The 22925-nt window shown below is 65.5% G+C and carries 16 protein-coding genes; 1 reads left to right on the plus strand and 15 read right to left on the minus strand.

Features of this window, described 5'->3' with window-relative positions; translation table 11 throughout:
- Window positions 1-28: 28 nt before the first annotated feature.
- Window positions 29-556: a GNAT family N-acetyltransferase gene (locus tag Q0877_RS02250; protein WP_299165458.1), complete on the minus strand. Its 528-nt coding sequence runs from the start codon at window positions 554-556 to the stop codon at window positions 29-31.
- 53 nt (window positions 557-609) lie between these two features.
- Entirely contained in the window at window positions 610-1233 is a 624-nt protein-coding gene (locus Q0877_RS02255) for a maleylpyruvate isomerase family mycothiol-dependent enzyme (protein ID WP_299165460.1), read from the minus strand.
- Window positions 1234-1503: 270 nt separating this feature from the next.
- Here Q0877_RS02255 and Q0877_RS02260 point away from each other — a divergent pair, with 270 nt between their 5' ends.
- Window positions 1504-3309: an HNH endonuclease signature motif containing protein gene (locus Q0877_RS02260; RefSeq protein ID WP_299165461.1), complete on the plus strand. Its 1806-nt coding sequence runs from the start codon at window positions 1504-1506 to the stop codon at window positions 3307-3309.
- Window positions 3310-3417: 108 nt separating this feature from the next.
- Here Q0877_RS02260 and Q0877_RS02265 read toward each other — a convergent pair whose 3' ends face one another.
- From Q0877_RS02265 to Q0877_RS02325, 13 genes are all read right to left on the minus strand, one after another.
- Window positions 3418-3909 (minus strand): GNAT family N-acetyltransferase, encoded by a 492-nt coding sequence (locus tag Q0877_RS02265; protein ID WP_299165462.1) that lies wholly within the window; start codon window positions 3907-3909, stop codon window positions 3418-3420.
- 83 nt (window positions 3910-3992) lie between these two features.
- Window positions 3993-4460 carry a DUF2087 domain-containing protein gene (locus tag Q0877_RS02270; protein WP_299165463.1) on the minus strand — a complete coding sequence of 156 codons (468 nt, stop codon included), beginning with the start codon at window positions 4458-4460 and terminating at the stop codon, window positions 3993-3995.
- A complete protein-coding gene (locus Q0877_RS02275; protein WP_299165464.1) occupies window positions 4457-5293 on the minus strand; it encodes an inositol monophosphatase family protein in 837 nt (278 codons plus the stop codon). The genes Q0877_RS02270 and Q0877_RS02275 overlap by 4 nt, the downstream gene beginning before the upstream one ends.
- The gene (ligA, locus tag Q0877_RS02280) at window positions 5290-7494 is read right to left on the minus strand and encodes an NAD-dependent DNA ligase LigA (protein WP_299165580.1); all 2205 of its coding nucleotides are present in this window, start codon (window positions 7492-7494) and stop codon (window positions 5290-5292) included. Before ligA ends, Q0877_RS02275 begins: the two co-directional genes overlap by 4 nt.
- Before the next feature lie 146 nt (window positions 7495-7640).
- Window positions 7641-7910 (minus strand): WXG100 family type VII secretion target, encoded by a 270-nt coding sequence (locus tag Q0877_RS02285; RefSeq protein ID WP_026544706.1) that lies wholly within the window; start codon window positions 7908-7910, stop codon window positions 7641-7643.
- 221 nt (window positions 7911-8131) lie between these two features.
- Complete coding sequence (locus Q0877_RS02290) at window positions 8132-12571, minus strand: FtsK/SpoIIIE domain-containing protein (protein WP_299165465.1); 4440 nt, start codon at window positions 12569-12571, stop codon at window positions 8132-8134.
- Window positions 12572-12630: 59 nt separating this feature from the next.
- Window positions 12631-13338: a hypothetical protein gene (locus Q0877_RS02295; protein ID WP_299165466.1), complete on the minus strand. Its 708-nt coding sequence runs from the start codon at window positions 13336-13338 to the stop codon at window positions 12631-12633.
- 16 nt (window positions 13339-13354) lie between these two features.
- Window positions 13355-15046, minus strand: a complete 1692-nt coding sequence (locus tag Q0877_RS02300) for a serine/threonine-protein kinase (protein ID WP_299165468.1) — start codon at window positions 15044-15046, stop codon at window positions 13355-13357.
- Entirely contained in the window at window positions 15043-16866 is a 1824-nt protein-coding gene (locus Q0877_RS02305) for a hypothetical protein (protein ID WP_299165469.1), read from the minus strand. Before Q0877_RS02305 ends, Q0877_RS02300 begins: the two co-directional genes overlap by 4 nt.
- Window positions 16863-17672, minus strand: coding sequence for a PP2C family serine/threonine-protein phosphatase (locus Q0877_RS02310; protein ID WP_299165470.1), 810 nt, complete (start codon window positions 17670-17672; stop codon window positions 16863-16865). The genes Q0877_RS02305 and Q0877_RS02310 overlap by 4 nt, the downstream gene beginning before the upstream one ends.
- Window positions 17669-19027 (minus strand): RDD family protein, encoded by a 1359-nt coding sequence (locus Q0877_RS02315; RefSeq protein WP_299165471.1) that lies wholly within the window; start codon window positions 19025-19027, stop codon window positions 17669-17671. The genes Q0877_RS02310 and Q0877_RS02315 overlap by 4 nt, the downstream gene beginning before the upstream one ends.
- Entirely contained in the window at window positions 19024-21528 is a 2505-nt protein-coding gene (locus tag Q0877_RS02320) for a transglutaminase domain-containing protein (protein ID WP_299165472.1), read from the minus strand. Before Q0877_RS02320 ends, Q0877_RS02315 begins: the two co-directional genes overlap by 4 nt.
- Entirely contained in the window at window positions 21525-22913 is a 1389-nt protein-coding gene (locus Q0877_RS02325; protein WP_299165474.1) for a DUF58 domain-containing protein, read from the minus strand. The genes Q0877_RS02320 and Q0877_RS02325 overlap by 4 nt, the downstream gene beginning before the upstream one ends.
- Window positions 22914-22925 lie beyond the last annotated feature (12 nt).

The raw sequence follows: 22925 nt of genomic DNA on the forward strand, positions 1-22925 counted from the left end.
AGTCTATGCGCGACCGGTGACACTCTTGTCAGGTTGTAGCGCCAACCTGCTTGTTAGATTGCAGCGCCAATCGGAAGACCCATAGCTGGATGTCTTCATCCGGAACCCACCAGTCGCGGCTCGGGACCCGTTCGAAGCCGAGCGATTCGTACAACCGGTGGGCACGGACCATATCGGAGCCACTGGTCAGACTGACTGCGTCGATGCCCTCCAGGCTGCGGGCATAGTCGATGATCCACTCGACCATCCGCCGTCCGATGCCGCCGCGCTGCGCGGCGGGGTCCACAGCGAGCATACGGAACTCGAGCTCGCCTGCGATTGCGATATCGGTGTAGCGCTGGCCCTCGAAAGTGATGGCGAAGGAGCCGACGACGACGCCCTCCTCCTCCGCAACCCATACCTCTGCGTGTTCAGCCCTGTGTTCAACGTTGGCCAAGACCTGGACGTATGGATGGTCAGCTTCACTGAAGTAGCCGGCGTGAAGGTAGGCGTCGCGGGTGATCCGGCGAACGTCGTCGTAATCGGTTGCCGTTACGCGACGGATGGTGAGGGGCATGAAACGAACCTTGTTCTGTTTGGACGGCGGAAGATCCGCCTATCCATTGTTCCCTATCCCGTGAGGTGCTCGATAAAAGCCGTGGCGCCTTCACCGGTGAACTCATTACGGTCGGCTGGGCGACCCGAGACAGCGAGCAGTAACGACAAGGTTGATCCCCTGACTTCGGCACCAGATCCGGCGTCGACGTTGGAATCTGTGGCCACTATCCGTGAGCCTGCGGCGCGTTGCTTGCCTCCTCCCATTGAGACGGTCGTCTTCAATTGATACTGCAGGGCTGTGACAACGTGTTCGATCGGATAGGTGCGCTTGAATCCAAGCGGGCGCCTGATGTCCTCGCCATGGACGATGGCTTCCACCAATCGGGTTGCCGGCGCTGCGGGCGGCGTTCTGGTTTCATTCAGTACGCGGCGAAATTCGGAGAGAGTTTCGGCCGGCGTCGCGGACCGCTCGCGAGCTACCCCTGCGGCATTATCCCGGTCGAAGTCGAACCGTGCGGCCAACAGGCGACGAACGAAACCGAGACGAGTGGTCTTTGCGGTATCCACGAGATGAGCCACCACGTCATGTACGTCCCAACCGGGACACAATGAGGGCGTTGTCCACTGGTCCGGATCGGCAGCAGCGAGGTCTTCGATCAAGGCCCGGCGTTCTTCATGCACAGCCTGCCACACCACTGCCCAATCCCGGGAAGACCTGGCGCGGGAAGGTGTGTCTCTGGAAGGTGTGTCTCTGGAAGGTGTGTCTCTGGAGGGCACGTCTCGGGAAGGCACGTCTGGGGAGGGCATGTCTCGGGAGGGCATGCAGCCACTAAAGCATGTGGTCTTGGAACTCAGCTAGCCTTCAGCCGGTCCGTGCCGCTGCCTGGCGAGGCGTCGTCTGGAGGCTAGCTTCAATGTTCTCCACAACCCTCTTTATTTCGTAGTTGTGTTCGAATAGAATGAAGTATGAGCCTGACAGCCGCACTCGACGCCTCCCCCGGCAGTATGTTGCGTGCGGTCCCGGTCCTCGAGTTTGCTGACCCTGCAAACGGTCTGGCTACCTCAATCGAGGAGCTGAACCGGGTCGCTGCCGCGTACGCGTCGGATTTCGTTGACGCGTTCCCCGGGATGGATCAGGTCGAACTCGCCGAGCACCTCGTCAAGATTGAAGACCTCTCCCGGACTGTGGAGTACCTCCAGGTTGCTGCCGCCGCGGCTGTGGACCGCAGCAGCGCCGACGCCGGCGGCCGACCAACCGAAGGAGACAGTCCCGCTGCTACCGGTGGTGCCGCAGCTACGGGCGGTGTCGGGTTCGCTTTCGGGCTGCCCGCTTCGGCTGCCGGTGCCCGGTCCGTGTACCGGTGCACCGCCGAATACCTGCGGGACCGGCTACGAATCAGCAGAACCGAAGCCAACCGGCGGCTACGCCTGGGCGGCAAACTCCTGCCCCGCACCACCCTCACCGGAGACCCGCTACCCGCTGCCTGCGAACACCTCGCAGCAGCAGCGTCCACAGGCACCGTCTCCGGCAAAGCAACGACCATGATCGCCAACGCCCTGGACCGGGCACGGTTCCTCGCCGAACCGGCCGTGCTCGACACGATGGAAGCCCAGCTCACCGCCAGCGCCACCCGCTTCGATCCCGACTTCCTTACCAAACTCATCCACCGCTTCGAAGCGCACCTGGATCCCGACGGGTCCGAGCCCACCGACAAGGAACTCACCGCCCGTCAAGGCGTGTTCCTCCGCGGCAAGAAACGCGGCCTCCACCTGCTCGACATCGCCGCCACCGACGAACAATACGAACACCTCATCACCATCATGAACACCGCCACCAACCCCCGAACACCCTCGGCCAGTGCCACCACCTCCAGCGGACAGGCCGACGACGGCGACGGCGGTGGGGACGGACCCGGTCACGGCAGCGGCGGCGAGCACGGCAGCGGCGGCGAGGGCGGCAGGGGCGGCGGCGGCGGCGAGGGCGACGGCGGCGGCGAGGGCGGCTCCCTGCGCGATTGTCCGGGCACGGTGGATACCAGAACACGGGCACAGTTACTGCTCGACGGACTCGTCGGCGCCTGCCAAGTAGCCCTGGCCACCGACAAACTCCCGGCAACCGGAGGCCAACGGCCGCAAGTACTCGTCACCATCGACTACAAAACACTGCTGGACGACCTACAAACTCACACTGACGCCACACCCGCAACGCCTTCCACCAGTGACGGCGTCTTCACCACCACCGGCGCCACGTTTACCACAAGCGCCACGCCTACCGACGGCGCCTGCGCTTCCAACTCCACGCTTTCCAACGGCGACGCCACCCTCACCGAAGGTGGCTTCTCCCCCGCGGTCGGGGCGTTCCTTGCCTACACCGGCCCCGTCAGCGCCCGCACCGCCCGCAAGATCGCGTGCGACGCCGACCTAATCCCGGTCGTCCTCGGCGGAAACAACGAGATCCTAGACCTCGGCCGCACCCAACGGCTCTTCACGGCAAAGCAGCGCAAAGCCCTCATAGCCCGAGATAAGGGCTGCGCGTTTCCCGCCTGCACCCTGCCCTCGCACTGGACCGAAGCCCACCACATCACACCCTGGTCACACGGCGGCTCAACGAGCACCGACAACGGCGTACTGCTCTGCAGCCACCACCACCACCTCATCCACCAAAACGACTGGACGATCCAAATCCGGGACCGCATCCCCTGGTTCATCCCACCCGCATACCTCGACCCAGACAGACAACCCCGGCGAAACCACTACTGGACACTCTGCTGAAAACCGACGCGGGCGGGATTAGTGCTTGGCCGGACAGCGCATCTCTCTGCCCGCCGGACCAACCTGCCTGCCGGACCAACCCGACCGGTTAAACCAGCCAGACCAGCCCTACAGCGCAAGCTTGTAGACGTGCAGCGCAAAAGTGTCCGATAACAGGAAGTCCCTTTCCGGAATGCGCACAAAGTTCATGGACTCGTACAGTGCGTGCTGCCCGTCCATGTCTGGCGCAATGGTCAGAACGACCCCCGAGACGTCAGGATCCAACCGAGCACGATCGATGACAGCCTGAACCAGCGAATGTCCGATCCCTTGATGCTGTTGACCGGGCTCGACTGCCAGCATTCGGAACTCGAGTTCACCGTCATGGGCAACATCGCTGAAGTCGCCGCCCGGACGGGTAACAAAAACCGAACCCACAACTCGTCCATCCGATTCCGCCACCAGAAGGGATGAACCGGAGTACCCCTCCTCGATGGCCGCAAGAATGTGGTTATAGGCGTACTCGTCGTCGATATATCCGGCGCCCGAATAAGCCTCGACAGTGATACGCCGGATATCCCCGAAGTCTTCCCTGTCAGCCGATCTGATGTTGATGTCCACAAACGCCTCCTCATGCGTCGGACCGATGATCTGAGTGTGGCAGAACAAAGAACCCGTGGGACAGGACCGATGCAACGATCAGATTAAATTAGCGGACTTGTCGTTCTGCGGTACCCCGTGCCATCCGGATGACGCTCCAGGTACCCGGCATCAACAAGCGCACGCCGCAGGGTGGGAATGTCCTGTGTCACGGTTGCAATCAATAAATTCACGGTCGGCTCACCCAGCTCCCGGTCAGCGGGAAACAGCCTGCGGGCAAGATGCTCGAGCACGGCCCGCCGGTCCCCCTGACTCGCCGGCAACGCCTCGAGTCTCCCTTTCCGGAAAAACCGGTCAATCCCCTGCGGACGAGGACGTGCCGAGCTACCCAGTACCTCCTTGAAAAGCCCGCCGTCAACGGTCCCATCGCTGCGCAGCAACCCCGATTCAACAAGCTTCGAGAACTCCCGGGACCGCACCTCGGGTTCCTGTCCAAGAACTGCCCGGGCATATGCCTCCCGGAGCTGTTCCGACGCCAGGGTCGAAAAAACCTTCTGCCAGCTCGCAGTCACAACCCAGCCTCCAGCCGCTGCGCTAGGTCGACAACCGCCTGTGGACCCGCCACGGTGAAAGCGGAAAAGCGCTCGGCTTCATCCGGTCCGCCATCGAGCACAGAAGAAACATCGGGCCGACGCACAGCTACGCCCGCTTCCTCCGCAATCAACGCACCGGCCGCCCAGTCGTGCTCGTTCAGCCCACGCTCGACATAGGCATCCAGCGTCCCGTCCGCCACCATGCAGAGATCGAGGGCAGCCGATCCAATACGCCGCAGATCACCATGGCCTGCAAGGAGCTCACTCAACTCCCCCAACTGCTGCGTCCGCTGTCCGGGATTGTAGGTGAAGCCGCTGCCGACAATGGTGCCGGGGCGACCGGCAACCGGACCGTGCAACTGTCGCACCGCACCCCGTTCACGCACCCATGCGCCCTGACCCCGAGACGCCCAGTACACGCGATCCAGCGCCGGAGCGTGAACGACGCCGGCCAACCAGACGCCGTCGTCGTTCACCGCTGCAACAGAGGTTCCGTAATAGACAATGTTCCGAATGAAGTTGGTGGTGCCATCCAGTGGATCAATGGACCAACGGACGCCGGACGGCACCCCTTCCGGCACGGTAGTGCCGTACTCCTCGCCGGTGATCGCGTCGTGCGGACGCGAACGCCAGATAACGTCGCGTACGGCTCTTTCGGCGGCCGTATCAAAAGCCGTCACCCAGTCGCTGTCCGAACTCTTGTTCTCCGCCTGAAGGTCACCCTCGCCGCGCTTCTGCAGCACTGAAGCACCCGCCTCCGCCGCCTGTATGGCGACATGAAGCAGTTCTGCCGGACTATCACTGGTGGTCATACGCTTCCTTCCTCGAGCAGCTTGCGGAAACCATCCTCATCAAGAACCGGCAGCCCCAGCTGCTCAGCCTTGTCGAGCTTGGTTCCTGCGTTCTCCCCCGCCACCACGTAGCTGGTGTTCTTCGACACCGAACCGGATGCTTTCCCGCCACGCTGGATAATTGCCTCCTTCGCCTCGTCACGGCTGAAGCCTTCAAGCGAGCCGGTAACGACGACGGTGAGACCCTCCAGCGTGCGGGGCATGGACTCATCAACCTCGTCCGCCATCCGGACGCCGTCTTCTGCCCATCTGTCGACGATCTCGCAGTGCCAGTCCTCCGCGAACCATTCCTTCAATGCAGCGGCGATGGTTGGGCCTACACCGTCTACATTGGCGAGCTCCTCCTCGCCGGCACTGCGGATCCGCTCCATCGAACCGAACGCAGTGGCAAGCGCACGCGAAGCCGTGGGGCCGACATGCCGGATTGACAGGGCAACCAGCACACGCCACAGCGGCTGGGACTTCGCCTTCTCCAGTTCGGTAAAGAGCTTGCGGGTGTTCGCCGTCGGCTCCGACGGCTTCTTGGCCGTACCGCGGGTGTAGAAATACGGAACGGGTTCCTGGCCGTCGACAACTCCCTTGACCTTCTTGTCGCGGAGAATCCGCACGTCCGCGAGCTTCTCCGGAGTCAGCCTGAACAGGTCCGCCTCGCTGGTCAGCGGCGGGACTGCTGGTTCGGCCGGCTGCGTCAGCGCAATCGCTGCTTCCCAACCCAGCGCCTCAATATCGAACGCACCCCGTCCGGCTACATGGAAGACCCGCTCCCGCAACTGGGACGGGCACGAATTCGCGTTGGGACAACGGATATCGACGTCGCCCTCCTTGGCAGGTGCCAGCGGTGTTCCGCACGAGGGACACTCTGTGGGCATCACAAACTCGTGGGGCGGCGGATCCTGCTTGGACCGGAGCGCCACTACCGGACCGACGATCTCCGGAATCACGTCACCGGCCTTGCGGAGCACCACAATATCGCCGATCAGCACGCCCTTGGCCTTGACGACCTCCTGATTATGAAGGGTAGCCATTTCCACAGTGGAACCAGCCACCTTCACGGGGACCATCATGCCGTAAGGGGTCACCCGCCCGGTGCGGCCAACATTGACCCGGATGTCCAGGAGCTTGGTGTTTACCTCCTCCGGCGGATACTTGTACGCCACCGCCCATCGGGGCACCCGGGAGGTATGACCGAGTGCGCGCTGCAGGGCAAAACTGTCCACTTTGACCACAATGCCGTCGATCTCATGCAGCAGGTCATGGCGGTGCTCACCGTAGTGCCTGATGAAATCGAGCACTTCCTGGTAGGAACCGAGCACCTTGAAGTACGGGGAAACCGGCGAACCCCACTGCTCGAGCAATCCATAGGTCTCCGACTGACTTTCGGCCTCCAGTCCCTCGCGCGCACCGATTCCGTGCACGTACATGTCCAGAGGCCGCTGCGCCGTGAGTGCCGGGTCCTTTTGGCGAAGAGAGCCGGCCGCAGCGTTGCGCGGGTTGGCGAAGGGCGCCTTGCCCGCTTCGACCATCGCCTCGTTGAGCTGGGCGAACTCCCTGGAGGGGAAGAATACCTCTCCACGGATCTCCACCTCCGCAGGATGGTTGGAACCGGAGAGTTTGCGCGGGATGGTCTTGATGGTCAAAACATTGTGCGTGATGTCCTCACCGGTTGATCCGTCACCACGGGTGGCTGCGCGAACCAGCTCACCGTTGCGGTAAAGGAGGTTGACCGCGAGGCCGTCGATCTTCAGCTCGGTCAGCCACGACACGCTGCTTCCCGGACGTTGCGATTCAATGCTTGCCTCAGCCCGCCGCACCCAAGCCTCGAGCTCTTCGGTGGAGAACACATCCTCGAGACTGTACATGCGCTGCAGGTGCTGCACCGGCGCGAACGCAGCCGACACATCCCCGCCGACCTCCTGGGTAGGAGAATCATTGGAAATCAGCTCCGGGTGCTCGGCCTCGATCTGCTCCAGCCGGCGAAACAGCTCATCGAACTGGGCATCGGAAATGACTGGCGCGTTTTCGTTGTAGTAGGCAAAGCGGTGCCGCCGCACCTCCTCCACGAGCCTGCCGTATTCCTCCTTCAGCGCGTCACCCGGCACCTCATCGGCGGGCAGCTCAACCTCGGGACGTTCATCGGATTGCTCATCGGCGTGTTGGTTCACTGTGGCCACGCTTCCTATCTTGCCCCAGACCACCGACACTTGCCCGCTCACCGGCCGGTGCTCCCGGACGAAGGAGAGAACGAAGGACAGTTAACGAAAACGGCCCGCAGCGTGATGCCGCGGGCCGTCCTGCCGTATCGGGAAACCTACGCGTTCGAGGTGGCTTCCTGATCCTGGCGGTTGCGCTGTACGGTTGCGCTCACTTCCTGCAGCTGTGCTGCAATCTGGGTCAGCTGCGCGCGGTGGGTCTCCCACTCGCCGCGGAAGCGCTCCGAGTCCGGGCCAACCCACGCCGTGTTGCCGAGCTGCTGCGTCAGCTGGTTGGCGGTCTGGTTCAGTTCTTCGGACTTCTGGGTAAGCAGCTGTGCCAGCTGTCCCATCTGCTCCGGGTTATTACCGTGCGTAACGTTGCTCATTGTCCCCACCTTTCGTCTGTGGCGGCCCGGCATTTCCGGAACCGCCTGCCTTGCGGGGGTATCCCTTGCGGGTTCCCTGTCAGGGCGACCTAGTACAACCTATCCAAGCCCCGTGTGAAGTGTCGATGGGGACCGCTCCCCAAGGACCTCTACCCAAGGAACACTCCCCAAGGAGCTCTACCCAGGCAGCACTCCCCGGCGCCGATTCCAAGGAACCATCGCTAGTCCACGCCGCCCATCGTCGTGGCGACCTGCAGCCTGTACGCCTTGCCCCTGCCGATGACGTACCCGCGCCCCGGGATGAAGCGGTTACCCGCCGTGCGCCCAAGCGAGGTGTTCAGGAGCGTGTCGCCGTCGAGCTCGTTCGGATTGAGCAGCAGACCCCGCCTGCCGGACTTGAACGGACCGGACAGGTTCCAGGCACTGGACCAGGTTGAGGTCTCAGCCTCTCCGACAACCCACTGCCCGGCCTTCACTGCAGCCTTCACCAGCGAGGACAGCTCGAGTTCGGCCAGCGAATCGCTGAACTCGGTCACCCCCTCAAGAAAGAACGCCACTGAGCCTTCCGGCCCATCGGCGAGCGAGGCGAGCCGCGACAGCTCCGGCTGCACCAGCGCCGGGGTGGCATAGGCCTCATCCCAAAGCCCCAGCGACGCCACGGTGGAACGCCGCGCACCAAGGTAGATCCGCCTGACGTTCGGCGACGACTTCTGCAGCGCCGCCGCCAGCGTCACCAGCGCCACCGTCCGTCCGGACCCGGGCGGCCCCGACACCATGAACGCACCCGTCGCAGCCACCGTTGCAGGCTCCAGGTTGAAGTCATCAACCCCAATCACCGCCGACCCCGCCTGAGCGGCAGGCAACACGTCCAGGTCAATCGACTCAGGCAGGCTGAGGACCCCCGGCGCCTGCGGAACACCCTGGCGCAGCATGGCATCACGCATACGTTCCACTTCACGGGCTTGCAGCTCGAGGTTCGCGTTGCCGCCGAAGACGGCAAGCTGCACTTCCAGCCCGTCGAGCAGGCCGCGTCCGGGCGGGGACGAACTCGAAAGCACATCGCGCGGCACGCCGAGCGTCGAGTAGTCGTCCTTTCCCGCCATCCGCAGGATGATTCGGCGGCTTATGGAGGACGCCAACGACGGCGGCAGCGAGTTGGTGCGCTCACCGGTCACGACAATGTGCACGCCCATGGGACGGCCGTCGGTTGCGATCTGCTGGAACAGTTCGAAGTGGCGCTCGCGACCCTTGAACTCGTAGGTCTCCCGGAACGTGGTGATGCCGTCCACCAGAAGCAGGATCCGTGGCTCATCGGGCCTGCCCGCCAGCCTCCGGTACTCCGAAATGCTGCCGGCCTTCACTTCGGCGAAGCGGTCGGCACGCTCGGTGATGATGCCCCGCAGGTACCGGAGCAGCCGGCCGATCCGCTCCGAATCGTCCCCGTCGAGGATCGCGCCGACGTGCGGCAGCTGCCCGAGCATCTGCAGGCCGTTGGAAGCACAGTCGATGCCGTACACCTGCACCGGACCGCCGCGCACCGTCACCGCCGAGCCGATCGCAAGCGTCCGCAAAGCCGTCGATTTACCCGAACCGCCGGAGCCAAGGATCGCAAGGTTCCCGTCGACGTCGGGCTGATAGGACACGGTGGGCTGCGCCTGGTGCTCCGGATCGTCGACCACGCCCAGCAGCAGCGACTCGTCAGTACGCGGATTGGGCAGCTTCGAGAAATCATAGGCTTCGGCGAGTTCAGCCAGCCACGGCTTGCGCGGCGGCTTGATGCCGAGCTCCAGCGCCGCCTGCGAGACGTTGCCGACGATCCGCGCAATGTCGTTTGGCCCGCCGGGTTCGGCAACAACATCATCGGCCGCAGACTCCCATCGCGCACCCGAGCCGAAGTTCATCTCCACCACGTCAATCCGTGGCCGCGCGGGGGCGCGGGTGGTCCAGCCGCCGGCATAGCCGGCCTGGAAACTCTGGATGCGGCCGGGCCCGGTCTTCGCGGCGCCACGTCCCGGAATGGACGGGCTGAAGTAGGCGGCCATCGGCGTGCCGAGGATGTCCTGGGAGTCATCGGTGTCAGCCATCCGCAGCGCGATGCGGAGGTTGGTGTTGGCACGCAGGTTGTCCTTGATCACGCCGGACGGCCGCTGGGTGGCCAGGATCAGGTGCAGGCCGAGTGACCGGCCGCGGGCCGCGATATCGACGACGCCGTCGACGAACTCGGGAACCTCGCGGGCGAGCGCCGCGAATTCATCCACCACGATGACCAGCGACGGCGGCGTCTCCGGATCAGCATCGCGTTCCATGGCGAGGAGGTCCTTGGCCTTCTTGCGGTTGAACAGGTGCTCACGGTAATGCAACTCGGCCCGCAGCGAGGTCAGCGCCCGCCGCACCAGGTGCGGCGACAGGTCCGTGACCAGGCCGACAGTGTGCGGCAGCTTCACACAGTCCGCAAACGCCGCTCCGCCCTTGTAGTCGACGAAGAGGAAGGTGAGCCGGTCAGGGCTGTAGGCAGCAGCCATCCCAAGCACCCAGGACTGCAGGAATTCCGATTTGCCGGCGCCGGTGGTTCCGCCAACCAGGGCGTGCGGTCCCTCGGTCTTCAGGTCCAGATACATCGGCTCAACGCCCTTTGAGCCAACCAACGCACGAAGCGAGCCCTGGTGCTTCCGGTTGGGCACCGCACGGGATGCCACCGAGTTGTTCTCGCTCCAGCGGTCGGCAACCGCCGTCGTCGTCTCCACCAGTTCGTGACCGGCAAGAGTCACGTAGGAGACGGCGCGCGGGAGGTCGGAGTCGTCCTCCACAGGCTTTCCGACGTCGACGACGGGAGTCAGCATCCGTGCCAGCTGGCCCGCCAGCTCAAGGTCCACGCTTTCGCAGCTCACCGGCGTCGACAATTCACCCAGCCGTACCTGTCCGCTGACGTTCGCAGCATCACCATCGACGAAGAGGAAGTCGCGGCAGGCTGCGGGGAGCGCCGCCACGGTTCCGGCAATCCACAGGACGTGGACACCGACGTCGGCGCCCGCCTCTGCGACCCGGGTCAGGCGGGCGCGGTCCACCGGAGCGTCATCCTCCACGATCACCAGGACCGACGGCGTGACCGGCAGCGGCACATCCAGTTCCTTGCTCGCGTCCAGCCGCCCGCGAAGACCGACGCCGGAGCGCTCCGCAGACCGGACGGACACCAGGTCCTCCAGCCGGGAAAGCAGCAGGCCTGCCGCTGCCGGTCCGGCCGCGAGATGGTCACCGGTCAGCGGACTGTGGACGGAGCCGGCGTGCGGAAGCCACTGCAGCCAACCCCACCGTTCCTTCGACTGGACTGAGGTGAGGCCGACGACGGCCAACTCGGCAGGTGAGTGCAGACCGATTGCCTGCACCACCAGACCACGCGCGACGTCGTCAACCACCCCGCGTGCCCCGGCGACACCGAGCGCTCCCGCCAGGCGCAGGTTCGCGACGATCGGCACGTCGTCAATGTAGGCGTACTCCTCCGCTGCGTCGCGGATCTCCTCCGAGAATTCGGGCAGGGTCTCGGAGCCGGCCGGTTCCGCCAGCTCGATCCGCGAGGGAGCCCGGCCGGTTCCAAAGCGCAGGGTGAGGAAGAAGTCATGCTCGGGACGGTGCGTCCACAGCAGTGGCCCAAGCTTGTAGATGGCGTCGACAGTGTCCGCGACAGAGGGCGCTTCGGCGTGCCGGACGGCCCGCTCCACCTTCCGCGTCCGTTCGATGTCGCTGCGGAAGAATGCCATCGAGTCATGAAACTGCGCTACGGCTTCCCGAAAGGTGCGCTTCGCGTTGATCCGCTGGTCCAGGTAGCTGCCGACCAGGATCATCGGCATCATGAGGATGAAAATCAGGCTGAACGGGCTGCGGGTAATGGAGAACATGATGGCGCCCAGCAGGATCGGCGCGATCAGCAGCAGGTAGGGGAACCGCATAGGGTTCGGCCGCCGCGGACCCGCCGGAATCTGTTTCGGCTTTTCATCAAAGGCCGGCACGACCCGCGGCGACCGGTTGAACTCGACGACCGGGTTGGTGGGATCCGAGGAGTAGGCGCGGGTCAGCGGTACCACGGCAAGGGTGGTGTCCCCCAGCGTGATCTCATCCGCGCTGGTCAGCGCTGACCGGGCCACCCTCGTGCCGCCCATGACCAGACCGTTGGCGGAGTTCGTGTCGATGATCTCGATGCCGTCGGCAACGTTGATTCGCGCATGCCGTTTGGACATCATCGGATCGGAGAACCGGATGTCGCAGTTGCGGTCCCGGCCCAGGTAGCTGGCGCCGGCCGGCAGCGAAAACTCCTTGCCGGCGTCGGGCCCCGAAAGCACGCGCAGCGTGGCGACGGCCGGCCCCCGGTCCTGGCCGGGCACGTTAAATTGGTCGCTGACCCGGCTGATCGTTACGGCGGATCCCGGCCGCAGACCCGACTCAAAGAGGCTGACGTCAGGATTGAGCGTCCGGCCGCGCATGCCGCCGGCAACGTAGGACTCCTCGACCGTCAGGGACAACTCACCGGGAGGTTCAGCCCCAGCGCGCGCCGGATCAGCCACATACAGCTCGCGGGCAACATCGCTTACGGTAGCGAGCCCGTCCACGGTGACGGCGAGATCCTTGGCAGGGTCAGGGTCACGCCGCAGGGTGAGACGCAGCAACATATCAGGAACACTCCGGGTGGTTGAGAGGGGTGATTGGGCAGGGACAGCACGCAGAAGCGTCAGTCCTCATCCGCCTTGCCCTTCATGGTTTCGAGCAGGGGCAGGTCCTCGGGCGTGACGATATGGGAGGTCACCGCGTGCTCAACGAGCCGGGCACGGCGGTTGGTGGCGAGTTTCCCACCGCCGCCGCGCAGGCCCACAACCCCCACCCGGTCCAGTTTGTCGCACACATTGTCGAGCTTGCGGTTGAACTTGGTCAGCGCCCACCCGAGCCGCTGGGCGGCAGCCGACGACGACGGGATGGAACTGAACCCGGTCCCTTCACGGCGCAGCATGGGTTCGGCGAGCGCAACGATCAGCGCCCGCTGGGAATCGGTGAAGCGCACCGGGCCGATCGTCGTCGTTCCGGAGCCGTCGTCAACCTGGCGTTCCTGCCGGAAGGCCGGGGTTTTGAGGTGGACGTCGAACTCGTAGGTGGTGGGTCCGGCGGTGAACACCACGCGGGTCTGGCCGAAGACCAGCGGAATCCGTGCTCCGGGAGCCACCCAGGCCTGCATACCGCCCGTGGTGTCGGCAACGGTGGCCGAGATCATGGTGCCGACGTTGCTAAGCCACCAGATGTCGTTCTGCCGGGCAATCTGGAGGAACTTGCGGTGCAGGTACGGGTTGTCGTCGACCTCAAGGTCGCCCTCCCGGCCGATGTTGAAAGGCTCATCATCCTTCGGCTCATACCACTCGCCGCAAAAATCTATTGCCAGTTCCCCCACGGGTATTCCCTTCGAATCACTCAGGCCAGCAGGCACGTTCAGGGTCGGATGCAATTCCGTTTGCCCGCACTATCTGTATATCAGCGCAGGTGGGACCGTCCGGATTGGCGACGACCGGCGCCTCGGTCTGCACCGTCCGGTCCCAGTCGCCCTCCTCCGTCACGGTCACCGTGCGGAAACGGTAGACGTCGCCCTCCTGCGGATCGGGGTTGGTCCACGTGAAGACCACATTGTTGCCCGATTCCGCCGCCGTGATGTCGGTGGGCGTCGGCACAACTCCCTCCACCCCCGCCAGCGCGTCGGGCGGCGGTTGGGTGGGCGGCGCCACCGTGGGCTGGTCCTCCGGCTGCCCATTCACGACGGCGAACCCTCCGATGACGACGCCGGCAAGCACCACGAGCCCCAGCAGGATGCCGACAAGCGGGCCCCGCTTGCGCCGAGCAGGCTCGACTCCGTCCGTTCCGTCGGCCCGGTCGGTCCGGTCGGTTCGTAGCAGTGCATCCGCCGGCCGGTTGACTGTCGTGTCCAGGCGTACCGAGTCGCCGTGCGGATCCCCGCCGCGAAGAACTGTGCGGTCCCGCCAGGCATGATCTTCGGTTGCGTCGTTGTCGGCGGCCGGCTGCGCCGCGTGGGAAGAAGCAGCCGACGACGGCGACGGGTACGTGGGCGCCCCGTCCTGCGCCGGGCGAACGGGCGGCGCGGTGCGTGCGGGCGGCGCGGTGCGTGCCGCCGTCGGGAAAGTGGGTGAGAAGGTTGGGGACTCTGGATCGATCGAGATGACCTTGCGCACCCGGGTGGCCTCGGCGGCGTCGTCGTCATTGCGCACGTGCTCGGTCTCATCGAGCACCTCGAAAGGGGTGACGGAGATGCCCAGTTCCGTCTGGATCCGCTGCAGCGTGAGCGCGAAGAAGTGCGCGGAGCTGTAGCGGGCGGCCGGGTTCTTCGCCATTGCGGTTGAGAGGGCGAGCTCGAGAGACTGCGGAACGTCGTCCCGTCCGATCGGTGCCAGCGGCATGGACCCGATGCGGTCCATCAACTGCCGCTGGGCGTTGTCCATGCCCGGGAACACAAAGGGTGACCGTCCGGCGAGCAGCGTATAAAGGGTAGCTCCGAGCGACCAGACGTCCATCCGGACGCCGTTCACGCTGCCGCCTTCGAAGGCCTCCGGCGGGGACCACGGAATGGACATGCCGAGGTCTTCATCTGCGGCGCCGTCAGTGGTGCCGGAAATCCCGAAGTCGGTCAGGGCCGGGCGGTTGTAGTCGGTCACCAGGATGTTCGCCGGTTTGATGTCGCGGTGCACAATGCCGGCCCGGTGCGCGGACTCCACGGCCGAAGAAACCTGGATGCCGATCGTCAGGGTCTCGGCGAGGGACAGCCGCGCCTTGCGGTACCGCACGTCGAGGCTGGGCCGGGAGCAGTACTCCATTGCGAGGTAGGAGTGACCGTCGTCGGTGATGTTCGCTTCGTAGATGGTGACGATGTACGGGTGCGTGGAGAGCTGGGCCATGAGGTTGGCCTCGGACTCGAACGCCTTGCGGGCACCCTCGGTCAGCAGGCCCGACACCAGTACTTTCACGGCCACCCGGCGGCGCGGGCGGTCCTGTTCGTACAGGTAGACGTCGGAGAAGCCGCCCGAGCCGAGCAGGCTGATGTAGCGGTAGCCCGGGATGTGCGGTGGCGGTGCGGCGGCGCGCCGTGAACTCATCGCAGACCCTCGAAACGCAGGAAGACGTCGTCGCCGAGCTGAGCTACGTCGCCGTCGAGCAGGAACGCGGTTTCTCCCCCACCCAGGCGGCGAGGCGGCTGGCCCGGACGGATCAGGACGGTGCCGTTGGTGGCCTTGAGGTCGCACAGCAGTACGTGCCAGCCATCGAGCCGCACCTCCACGTGCGAGCGCGAGATGTCACCGCCGGTGCTGGTGACCTGCACCAGTTTCGGCATGCCCCGGCCCTGCACGCGTGAGACTGAGGGCTGCCGTCCGATAATCAGCGACTGGTCCAGCTCCATCACTTCGCCGGTTGAGATGCGCATGGTGCCTAGGCTGGGTCGCGGGACCTCCCGCGGTTCACCGTCGAGCGGTTGGGAACATTCGCCGCAGTCCGGCGCTTCGGGTGGGTTCGCGTGGCCCTGCGGGCACAGCCGGGCCAGCACCAGCGGCCCGGTGGCGGGCCGGGACTCGGACGCCGGCTGATTCTGGGCCGATTGGTTCTGGGCTGGCTGAGACTCGGCCGATTGGTTCTGGGCCGGCTGGTTCTGCAGGTCGCTGCGCATAATCGTCTGGCCATCATGGTCATCCGAGTCGAGCTGGTTCTGGCTCGCGGTTTGGCTCGCCGCCGGGAGTGAGGTCGAGCGTGCGGCCTCTGGTGCGGCTGCCGCAGGCGGCATAGCTGTTGCCTGAGGTGTCTCATTGACCGACACGGCCGGCGGCTCATCAGTCCGGGCACTCTTGCGCGCCCACGGTACTGAGTCGATCAACTGGCCCGGCGCAGACAGTGGGATCGGAGTCGGTTCAGGAGTGCGCTCGGGAGTCGGCTTCGAAGCGGGATCGTTTGAGGACGCCGACGACGGCGGCACCGCTGCATCGTGGGACACGCCAGTTCCGGAGGGGGCTGATTCGGCGGACGCCCGCGGCTCCTCTTCCGCATCCGAACCCGCGCGTGCGTCGTCGTCGTCGTAGGACGAGTTGTCCTCCTCAGGTGGACGCACGGCGGCGTCCTCCACCCGGCGCAGAACCGTCTGGTCCCACAGGTGGTCATAACCGGTCGTTTGAAGCTCCGGGTCCGGTTCGGATTCCTGGTTCTGGTCATCGCCGACACTGTCAGCACCGTCCCCGATGCGCTGACCATCCTCATCGACGCTGTCGGTGGAGGTGAGGTAGAGGTTCGGGTTGATCGTCGCGAATTCCTCGGCCTCAACGGCTCCCGTGATCGCCCGTTCGGGATCATCGTCAGCGGTGTCCGCCGGTTCGGGCACCAGAGGACTGCTCGGTTCGGGCACAGGAGATCCGGCCGGTTCGGGCGTCGGAGTATTGACGGGTTCGGACCCGGCCCGGCCAGTCAATCCAACGCTGACCCCCGACGAACGAACGATCCCGGCTTCCAGCGGAAACGCTGACACCTCAAACGCAGACGCATCTGCGCCGGCTCCGTCTGTTGCGGCGCTGAGAATGAAGCGGTCCCCGCCGTCGTCGATAATCCGCTCGGTCCACGTGGTGACGTGCTCGCCGGAAAGCTCGACCGTCGCCGCACCCTGGGCGTAAGTAATGCTCAAGTGAACCGGCCCGCGAAGCAGCACATGCAGCCTGTCGGTGTAGGACACCAGGCCGAACGGCGGCATCGACCCAAGATCCTGGCCAAATCCGCCCGCCACAATCGGCAGCACGGCCTGCAGGTTGGGACTCTCCCCCAACTGGTGCCACAGGCGGTCGAGCACATCCGGCGGAGTGCTCGCGGGCATCAGAACGACGACGCCGGAACGCACCACACTGAGCCAGCCCTCCCCCGGGCGGTAACGGACACTGCTCACGAACGCTCCGCTTCCGGGTCGCGGGGCGCCGTTGTGTGGAGGTCAGCATCGCCGTCGACCCAGTGGGCATCCACCACCACAACGGTCACGTTGTCGCGCGCTCCTGACCGGAGGGTTTCCTGCACCAGCGCATCAGCGGCCTGCTGGGGATCACTCACGGAGCTGAGCACCGTGTAGATACCGTCATCGGATACCTCGGTACTCAGCCCGTCGGAACAGATGAGGATCCGGTCCCCCACTTCCACGGGCATGAGCCAGTAGTCGGCCTCTGAATCGTCGCCGGTGCCAAGCGCCCGGGTGATGACGTGACGCCGGGGATGGCCTGCCGCCTGCTCCTGCGTAATATGGCCGCGGTCGACGAGCTCCTGCACCTCGGAATGGTCAACTGAGATCTGCCCGAACCGGCCCTGGCTCAGCCGATAGGTACGCGAATCGCCCACATTGAAGAACAGCCAGTACGGCATCCCCGACTCCTCGACGAAGACGACTCCGGACAGTGTGGTACCCGCCCGGCCGCCCGTCTCGGCACGGATTCGCTCATCAGCGGTCTGCAGCAGGTCCTCAAGGTCCGAGGCCGAGAAACTCGGTGCGTGCTCACCGATGATGCTGCTCTCCGCCAATGTCCGCACACAGATTCCGGAGGCAACCTCACCTGCCTCATGCCCGCCCATGCCGTCCGCCACCGCAAAAATCGGTTCAGATGCAATCAGCGAGTCCTCGTTCAGTTGACGCTTGAGTCCGCGGTCGGACGCGTACCCGACGGTGAGTTTGATATCCCAGTCCTTTGTCTGTTCCGGATTATTCATGCCTGTTCCACCTTGAAGCTGTGGTCGCCGAAGTGCACCGTTGATCCCGGTGCTGCCCAGTAGGGCTGCCCGCCGGGCAGCGGAGTGCGTTCACCATCGGCGCCGGACACCGCACTGCCGTTGGTTGAATGCCGGTCGGTCACCCAGAGCCTGCCCGCCTCCACCCGCAGGTGCAGGTGGGTTTTCGAAACTGATCGGCCCTCATCCTTGACGGGAATCAATTGCGCAGGCTCGTTGTCCTTCGCGGCCGGGTTGCGGCCCACCAGCGCTGCAGACTGGAGCACGACGTCGCGTCCGTCGTCGAGCCGGATCCTAACCGCATTGCGCGTGAATGGATCTGAGTTCGGGGGCACGGCCGCGGAACGCCGGGACACAACGGTCTCTCCGCCTTCCTCGTCCGGGTGGGCGAAGTCGAAGTCGTGAAGCGGTGCAGTCCTGCCCGTCGGAACCTTCTCGGACTGGAAGACCACCGGCTCAGGCTGGAACGTGGACTGCTGCGGCTGGGAAACGGCTGGCCCAGGCTGGGAAACGGCCGGTCCGGGCTGGGAAACGGCCGGCTGCGGCTCCGGCTGGGACGCTCCCGGTGCACGCCGCGAGATAACCGGCGATGGAATCGGCTGCACGGCAGGCGGCTGCGGTTGCGGGGCGAACGACGACGGTCCGTTGATTCCGCCGGTGACCAGCGGATTGCGCCCGCGCCGGATATCGAACACAAAGGTGCGGGCAGCTTTGTCATACCAGCCCTGACGCTTGCCGTTCGAATCGAACAGGTTGGAGATCATGACGATCACAAAGCCGATCACCGGAACAATGCCCGACAGCCCGATGATGAGGTTCCGCAGGAAGACAGCCAGCCACCCGGGGGCAAGGCCCTCCTCATTGGTGGTCCGCAGACCGAACATCAGGTTGCCGAGCGTCTTTCCTGTCCTGGCTTCCCAACCCCACAGAAAGATCCAGTAGCCAAGCGCGAGGAGGCTGCCTGCACCCGTCACCACAAAGAACATACTGAGATCCACGACGGCGGAGCTCGCCGACACCTGCTCGTAGCCGATCAACGGCATACCGACGACGGCGGCCAGCCCGGTAATCAGCGCAGGCGGAATACCGTCAACCAGTTTTGCTCCGAGCCGCTTGCCCGCTGAGCCGTTCTCCAGGTTGAGCTGAGCCATGGTGCCCCGCTGTCCTCCCTCACCGTTCATCCGGGCGTCAGGATGCGCCAGCGCGTTGCCCGGTGGATCCACTGTACGGACATGGGCGGTGCGATTGGGAATGGAAGCGCCGCAGCGCACGCAATATGCGGTTCCGGGAGCTATCCGGGAGGAGCAGCGCGGGCACTCCTGAGCAGGTGCCGTCATGAGTCGCGCCTTCGCACCGGGCCGCTGCCCGGGCCGGTGCCGGTGCCTCTGCCCTTCCCGGTGCCGGTACCGGTTCCGGTACCGGTGCGGCTGCCGCTGCCCGTGCCTTCGCCATTGCTCCGTTGCGGCGTGCGCCGGCCCGCCCTGGCGCGCGTTTCGCGGATGAGCGAGCGCGGCGAGAACCGTGCACGCTGCCTTCGGAACCAGCCGACCGAGCCGCGCATGTCATCCAGTGAGGACTCGACGGCAGTCCAGTACTCCCCCACCTCGCGTTCAGTGGGCTCGCCGTACGCGAAGATGTTGGCATCGGCACGCTCGGCGAGGAGTGTGGTGGAACCAGCGCTGGCCGGGAAAGCCTGCCCGAGCTCACGTGCGCTTTCGCGGCGGGTGGCCCTGGCATTTGTCTCAGCTCCCAGGTCAGTCGCAAGGCTCAGCACCTCGCTCCAGCCTCCACCGACCCGCTGGGATGGCGCACCGACATTCGCACGCCGCTTCCGCCGTCGTACCTTCAGCAGCACAATGAGCAGCAGCGGCAGAAGCAGCACGCCCAACGGAATCAGGGCCAGCGCGATAGCGCGGATGAGCGGACCCCAATCGTCCCAGAAGTCCTTGGTGCGGTCTTCGGCGTCTTGCGGTTCAGGAGCGGAGTCCGGCGGCAGTTCGGCCGGCTCCTGCGGCGGTGGCGGCGGCTGCAGGACCTGCGGCTTTGGCGATGACTTCGGCTGCTGCTGCGGCGGCACGGGCTCGTTGTCCTCGGGCGGGGTTGGGTCGAACGGCACCCAGCCGGCATTGTCGAATGCGATTTCAACCCAGGCATGGACGTCTTCCCCGGTCAGGGCGAGCGGCGCGGAAGGGTCTTCGATCTCGTCCCAGTCCGGGTAGAAGCCCATCACCACGCGGGCAGGGATGTTCAGCTTGCGAGCCATCAGCGCCATTGAGACGGCGTATTGTTCGTCGTCGCCCACCATCTGTTCTGCATCCAGGAGGGTGAGCATGCGCGCGGCTCCGTGACCGGGCAGCGACGGCGCTTCCCCGTCCTTGCCGTTGCTGAAGAATCCCTGCGAGCTCAGCACCTGCTCGAGGCGCCGCGCGCGCTCGATCGGATCCGACACCTCGCCCACGTACTCGCTTGCCTTGGACGCAATGACCGGCGGCTCATTCTGGACGCGCGGGAGGCTGAGCTCCGCGAAGTCGTACTGGGTGAGCACCTCATCGCTGGGAATCTCGGGGAAGACCACGTTGACGCTGTAGGTATCGCCCGACTGGACGCCGATGGTCGACAGTGCGGTCAGCGCGTCATTGTTGTAGTACAGCGACCGGTTCAGCTCCTGTGACCGCGGACCGTTGAGGTCAACGCCGAGCAGTTCACCACCTGAGGGCAGCCACACGCCGTTGTAGGCGCCGATGCTGATGTCGAGTGTCGCAACGGTGCCCTCGTCCTCGGCGATGTCTGCGCTGCCGAGCTGCTGCGCGTCCCCTACCCGGGCGAAATTGCCCGCGGCCTGCGGGTTCACGTTGTACACCACGCCGTCATACGCGTCCATGGCGGCGAGCCGGATCCGCTGCCCCTCGGGCAGTCCGTCGACGGTCAGAAGAGTTTCCTCAGCCTGGTCCTTGACGTACTTGCGGAAGCTGGTGAGCGGGCTCGGATAGTCGAACAGGTCAACAGGCGGCTCGACGACGTCGCGAAGCACATCCCGGTCCGTGTTGCCCGCCAGCACCGGACTCACCACCAGGGTGAGGATGGTTCCGACGGCGAGCACCGCTCCGCCCAGCCCCAGCCGGCGCGCCCTGTTGGAGGAAAAGATCCCGCCGCGCCCGCCGGCGGCAGCTGGATCCGGCGGAGCCGCCACGTTGGCTGACAGCGCGTCCGTGTTGTCCGTCCGCGCTATGTCCCGGCGGTACGCCAGCCAGGCGGTTGCCACGACAACCAGCAGGATCCCGCGGAGTTCCGGCAGCGCCGCACGGTTGGTACCGAACGCGATACTGGCGACAAACAGGCCGAGCACCGGCAGGAGCACCCAGTACGGCGTGCGGACCCGCCAGGCGAGCAGCCCGGCTCCGGCAGAGAGCAGGAGCGCCGAGAGGAAAGGGACCACCAGCATCCCCCGGCTGATGCCCACGGGGTCCGCGACGGTCAACAGGTCCTTCCACGAGAAGATGATGCCGACGATCAGGACGCGCAGCGATTCGAGGGTGGGCAGGAATCCCAGGAAAGACTCGACCGGCGCGGCCAGTGCGTGCCCCAGCAGGAGGTAGGCGCCCAGCAGCACACCGGCGGTCGGCCAGAAGCCCCACCGGTGGCGGGAGCTCAGCCAGGCATTGAGAAGGCCGATGGCGAGGCCGCCAAAGCCGGCCGCGAGGTAGCGGACATCCCCTCCGAAAGTGGGACCGAAGCCGAGGACGCCGAGGCCGAGGAGGACAACCAGCGCGGCGACGTCGATGCTGGCCTGGAACCGCCCCGGCATGGGACGGGCGGTGCTGCCTAGCCGGCGGCTCATGCTGCTGCCTTTCGGAGGATCAAGGCGAGGTCGGACAGGTTGCTGAGGGTGAGCACGGTGAGGTCGCCGATGGTTGCCCTTCCCGGTTCCTGGCCGCTGACGCAACGGATGGCAATGCACCGGATACCGGGCGGAACCGAAGCAGCGGCCGAACGGAGCTGGGACGGGGTCACGTGGGGACCCACCACGAAGAACACCACTGACGCGTTGGGGACTGTGTCCGCCGTCGTCCTCGCCAGGTCCACCGCGGTAAGGCGGCGGCTGCGGCCCTCGATGCGGGTCATGTCATCGAGCAGGTTGCGGCCGGTTTCGGAACGGACGGGGCCGTCCTGGGTGAGCACGCTGAGGTTCCGCTGCTCCCGGATGGCCTGCAGCCCGATTGAGCCGGCAACTGAGACGCCCAGCTCGAACTCCGCGTTCGACGCGTATTCCGAGGTGTTGGTCGAGAGCGCGACGGCGAGGTGTGAGCGTCGGGTCTCCTCGAATTGGCGGACCATGAGCTGGCCGGTCCGCGCCGTCGTCTTCCAGTGGATGTGGCGGCGGTCATCGCCGGGCACATAGTCGCGCAGTGCGTGGAAAGATACGTCGGCGCTGGAGAGGTCCTTGGTGGGCAGCCCCTCCAGGTCCTTGATGAAGCCCGCTGCCGAACCCACCAGCGCAACGGTCTTCGGGTGCACGTAGAGGTCGGTCGGCTCCGTCCAGAAAACCTGTCGGCGCAGCAGGCTCAGCGGGTCGGCGCGCACTGAACGGACCGGCCCCACCACGATGACGGCACGCCGCTGGGTGGGGATGGTGAACAGGTCCTCGTGCAGTTGGTGCGGTTTCAGCCGAGGCAGGTGGAAGATGGCAGTGGCCGCTCCCACCGGCAGTTCCAGTGAGGCCGGTAACAGCGGTTTGGCGGAGGTATTGGACACGGCAACGCTTCCGACCGCACGGTCCCCCACCGCGACGCGCGTCCGGGTCAGGTCGAGCTCGACCGCGTAGGACGATCGGCCGAGAATGAATCCCACCGCCAGGAGGAACAGCACCGTGCCCAGCAGGGCGGCAACCAGTGCTTCGCGCCAGTCGAACACTGAACCGAGCACCCACAGCGCTGCGACCATCACCGCGATGATCCAGCCGAGCGGGCTGACCACTCCCACGACGGGGCCGCAGTACTTCCGCAGGGCAGCGAGCACGCGCTGGACAACCGGCGTACCTGCGGCACGTACCAGCTGCCAGGCCTCCCGTGTCAGTGACCGCGGGTGGAGGCGGGACGACGGCGGCGTCGTACGTTTCTGCTTTCCGCTCCGTGCCGGGGACGGCCTGGCCGCGCGACGGCGCACGGGATCGGCTGCGCGCCGTCGTGAGGCGCGCTTTTCAGCGGTTTCGGTACTGGTTGCCATGGAGGATCAGTC

The organism is uncultured Arthrobacter sp. (genome assembly GCF_947495145.1).
In the GTDB taxonomy this organism is placed as follows: Bacteria; Actinomycetota; Actinomycetes; order Actinomycetales; family Micrococcaceae; genus Arthrobacter_D.

Excerpts from the sequence above, each read along its gene's own strand:
- Q0877_RS02250 (WP_299165458.1), bottom strand. The coding sequence starts at position 556 with ATGCCCCTCACCATCCGTCGCGTAACGGCAACCGATTACGACGACGTT.
- Q0877_RS02260 (WP_299165461.1), top strand. The coding sequence starts at position 1,504 with ATGAGCCTGACAGCCGCACTCGACGCCTCCCCCGGCAGTATGTTGCGT.
- Q0877_RS02275 (WP_299165464.1), bottom strand. The coding sequence starts at position 5,293 with ATGACCACCAGTGATAGTCCGGCAGAACTGCTTCATGTCGCCATACAG.
- Q0877_RS02285 (WP_026544706.1), bottom strand. The coding sequence starts at position 7,910 with ATGAGCAACGTTACGCACGGTAATAACCCGGAGCAGATGGGACAGCTG.
- Q0877_RS02290 (WP_299165465.1), bottom strand. The coding sequence starts at position 12,571 with ATGTTGCTGCGTCTCACCCTGCGGCGTGACCCTGACCCTGCCAAGGAT.
- Q0877_RS02300 (WP_299165468.1), bottom strand. The coding sequence starts at position 15,046 with ATGAGTTCACGGCGCGCCGCCGCACCGCCACCGCACATCCCGGGCTAC.
- Q0877_RS02310 (WP_299165470.1), bottom strand. The coding sequence starts at position 17,672 with ATGAATAATCCGGAACAGACAAAGGACTGGGATATCAAACTCACCGTC.
- Q0877_RS02315 (WP_299165471.1), bottom strand. The coding sequence starts at position 19,027 with ATGACGGCACCTGCTCAGGAGTGCCCGCGCTGCTCCTCCCGGATAGCT.
- Q0877_RS02320 (WP_299165472.1), bottom strand. The coding sequence starts at position 21,528 with ATGAGCCGCCGGCTAGGCAGCACCGCCCGTCCCATGCCGGGGCGGTTC.
- Q0877_RS02325 (WP_299165474.1), bottom strand. The coding sequence starts at position 22,913 with ATGGCAACCAGTACCGAAACCGCTGAAAAGCGCGCCTCACGACGGCGC.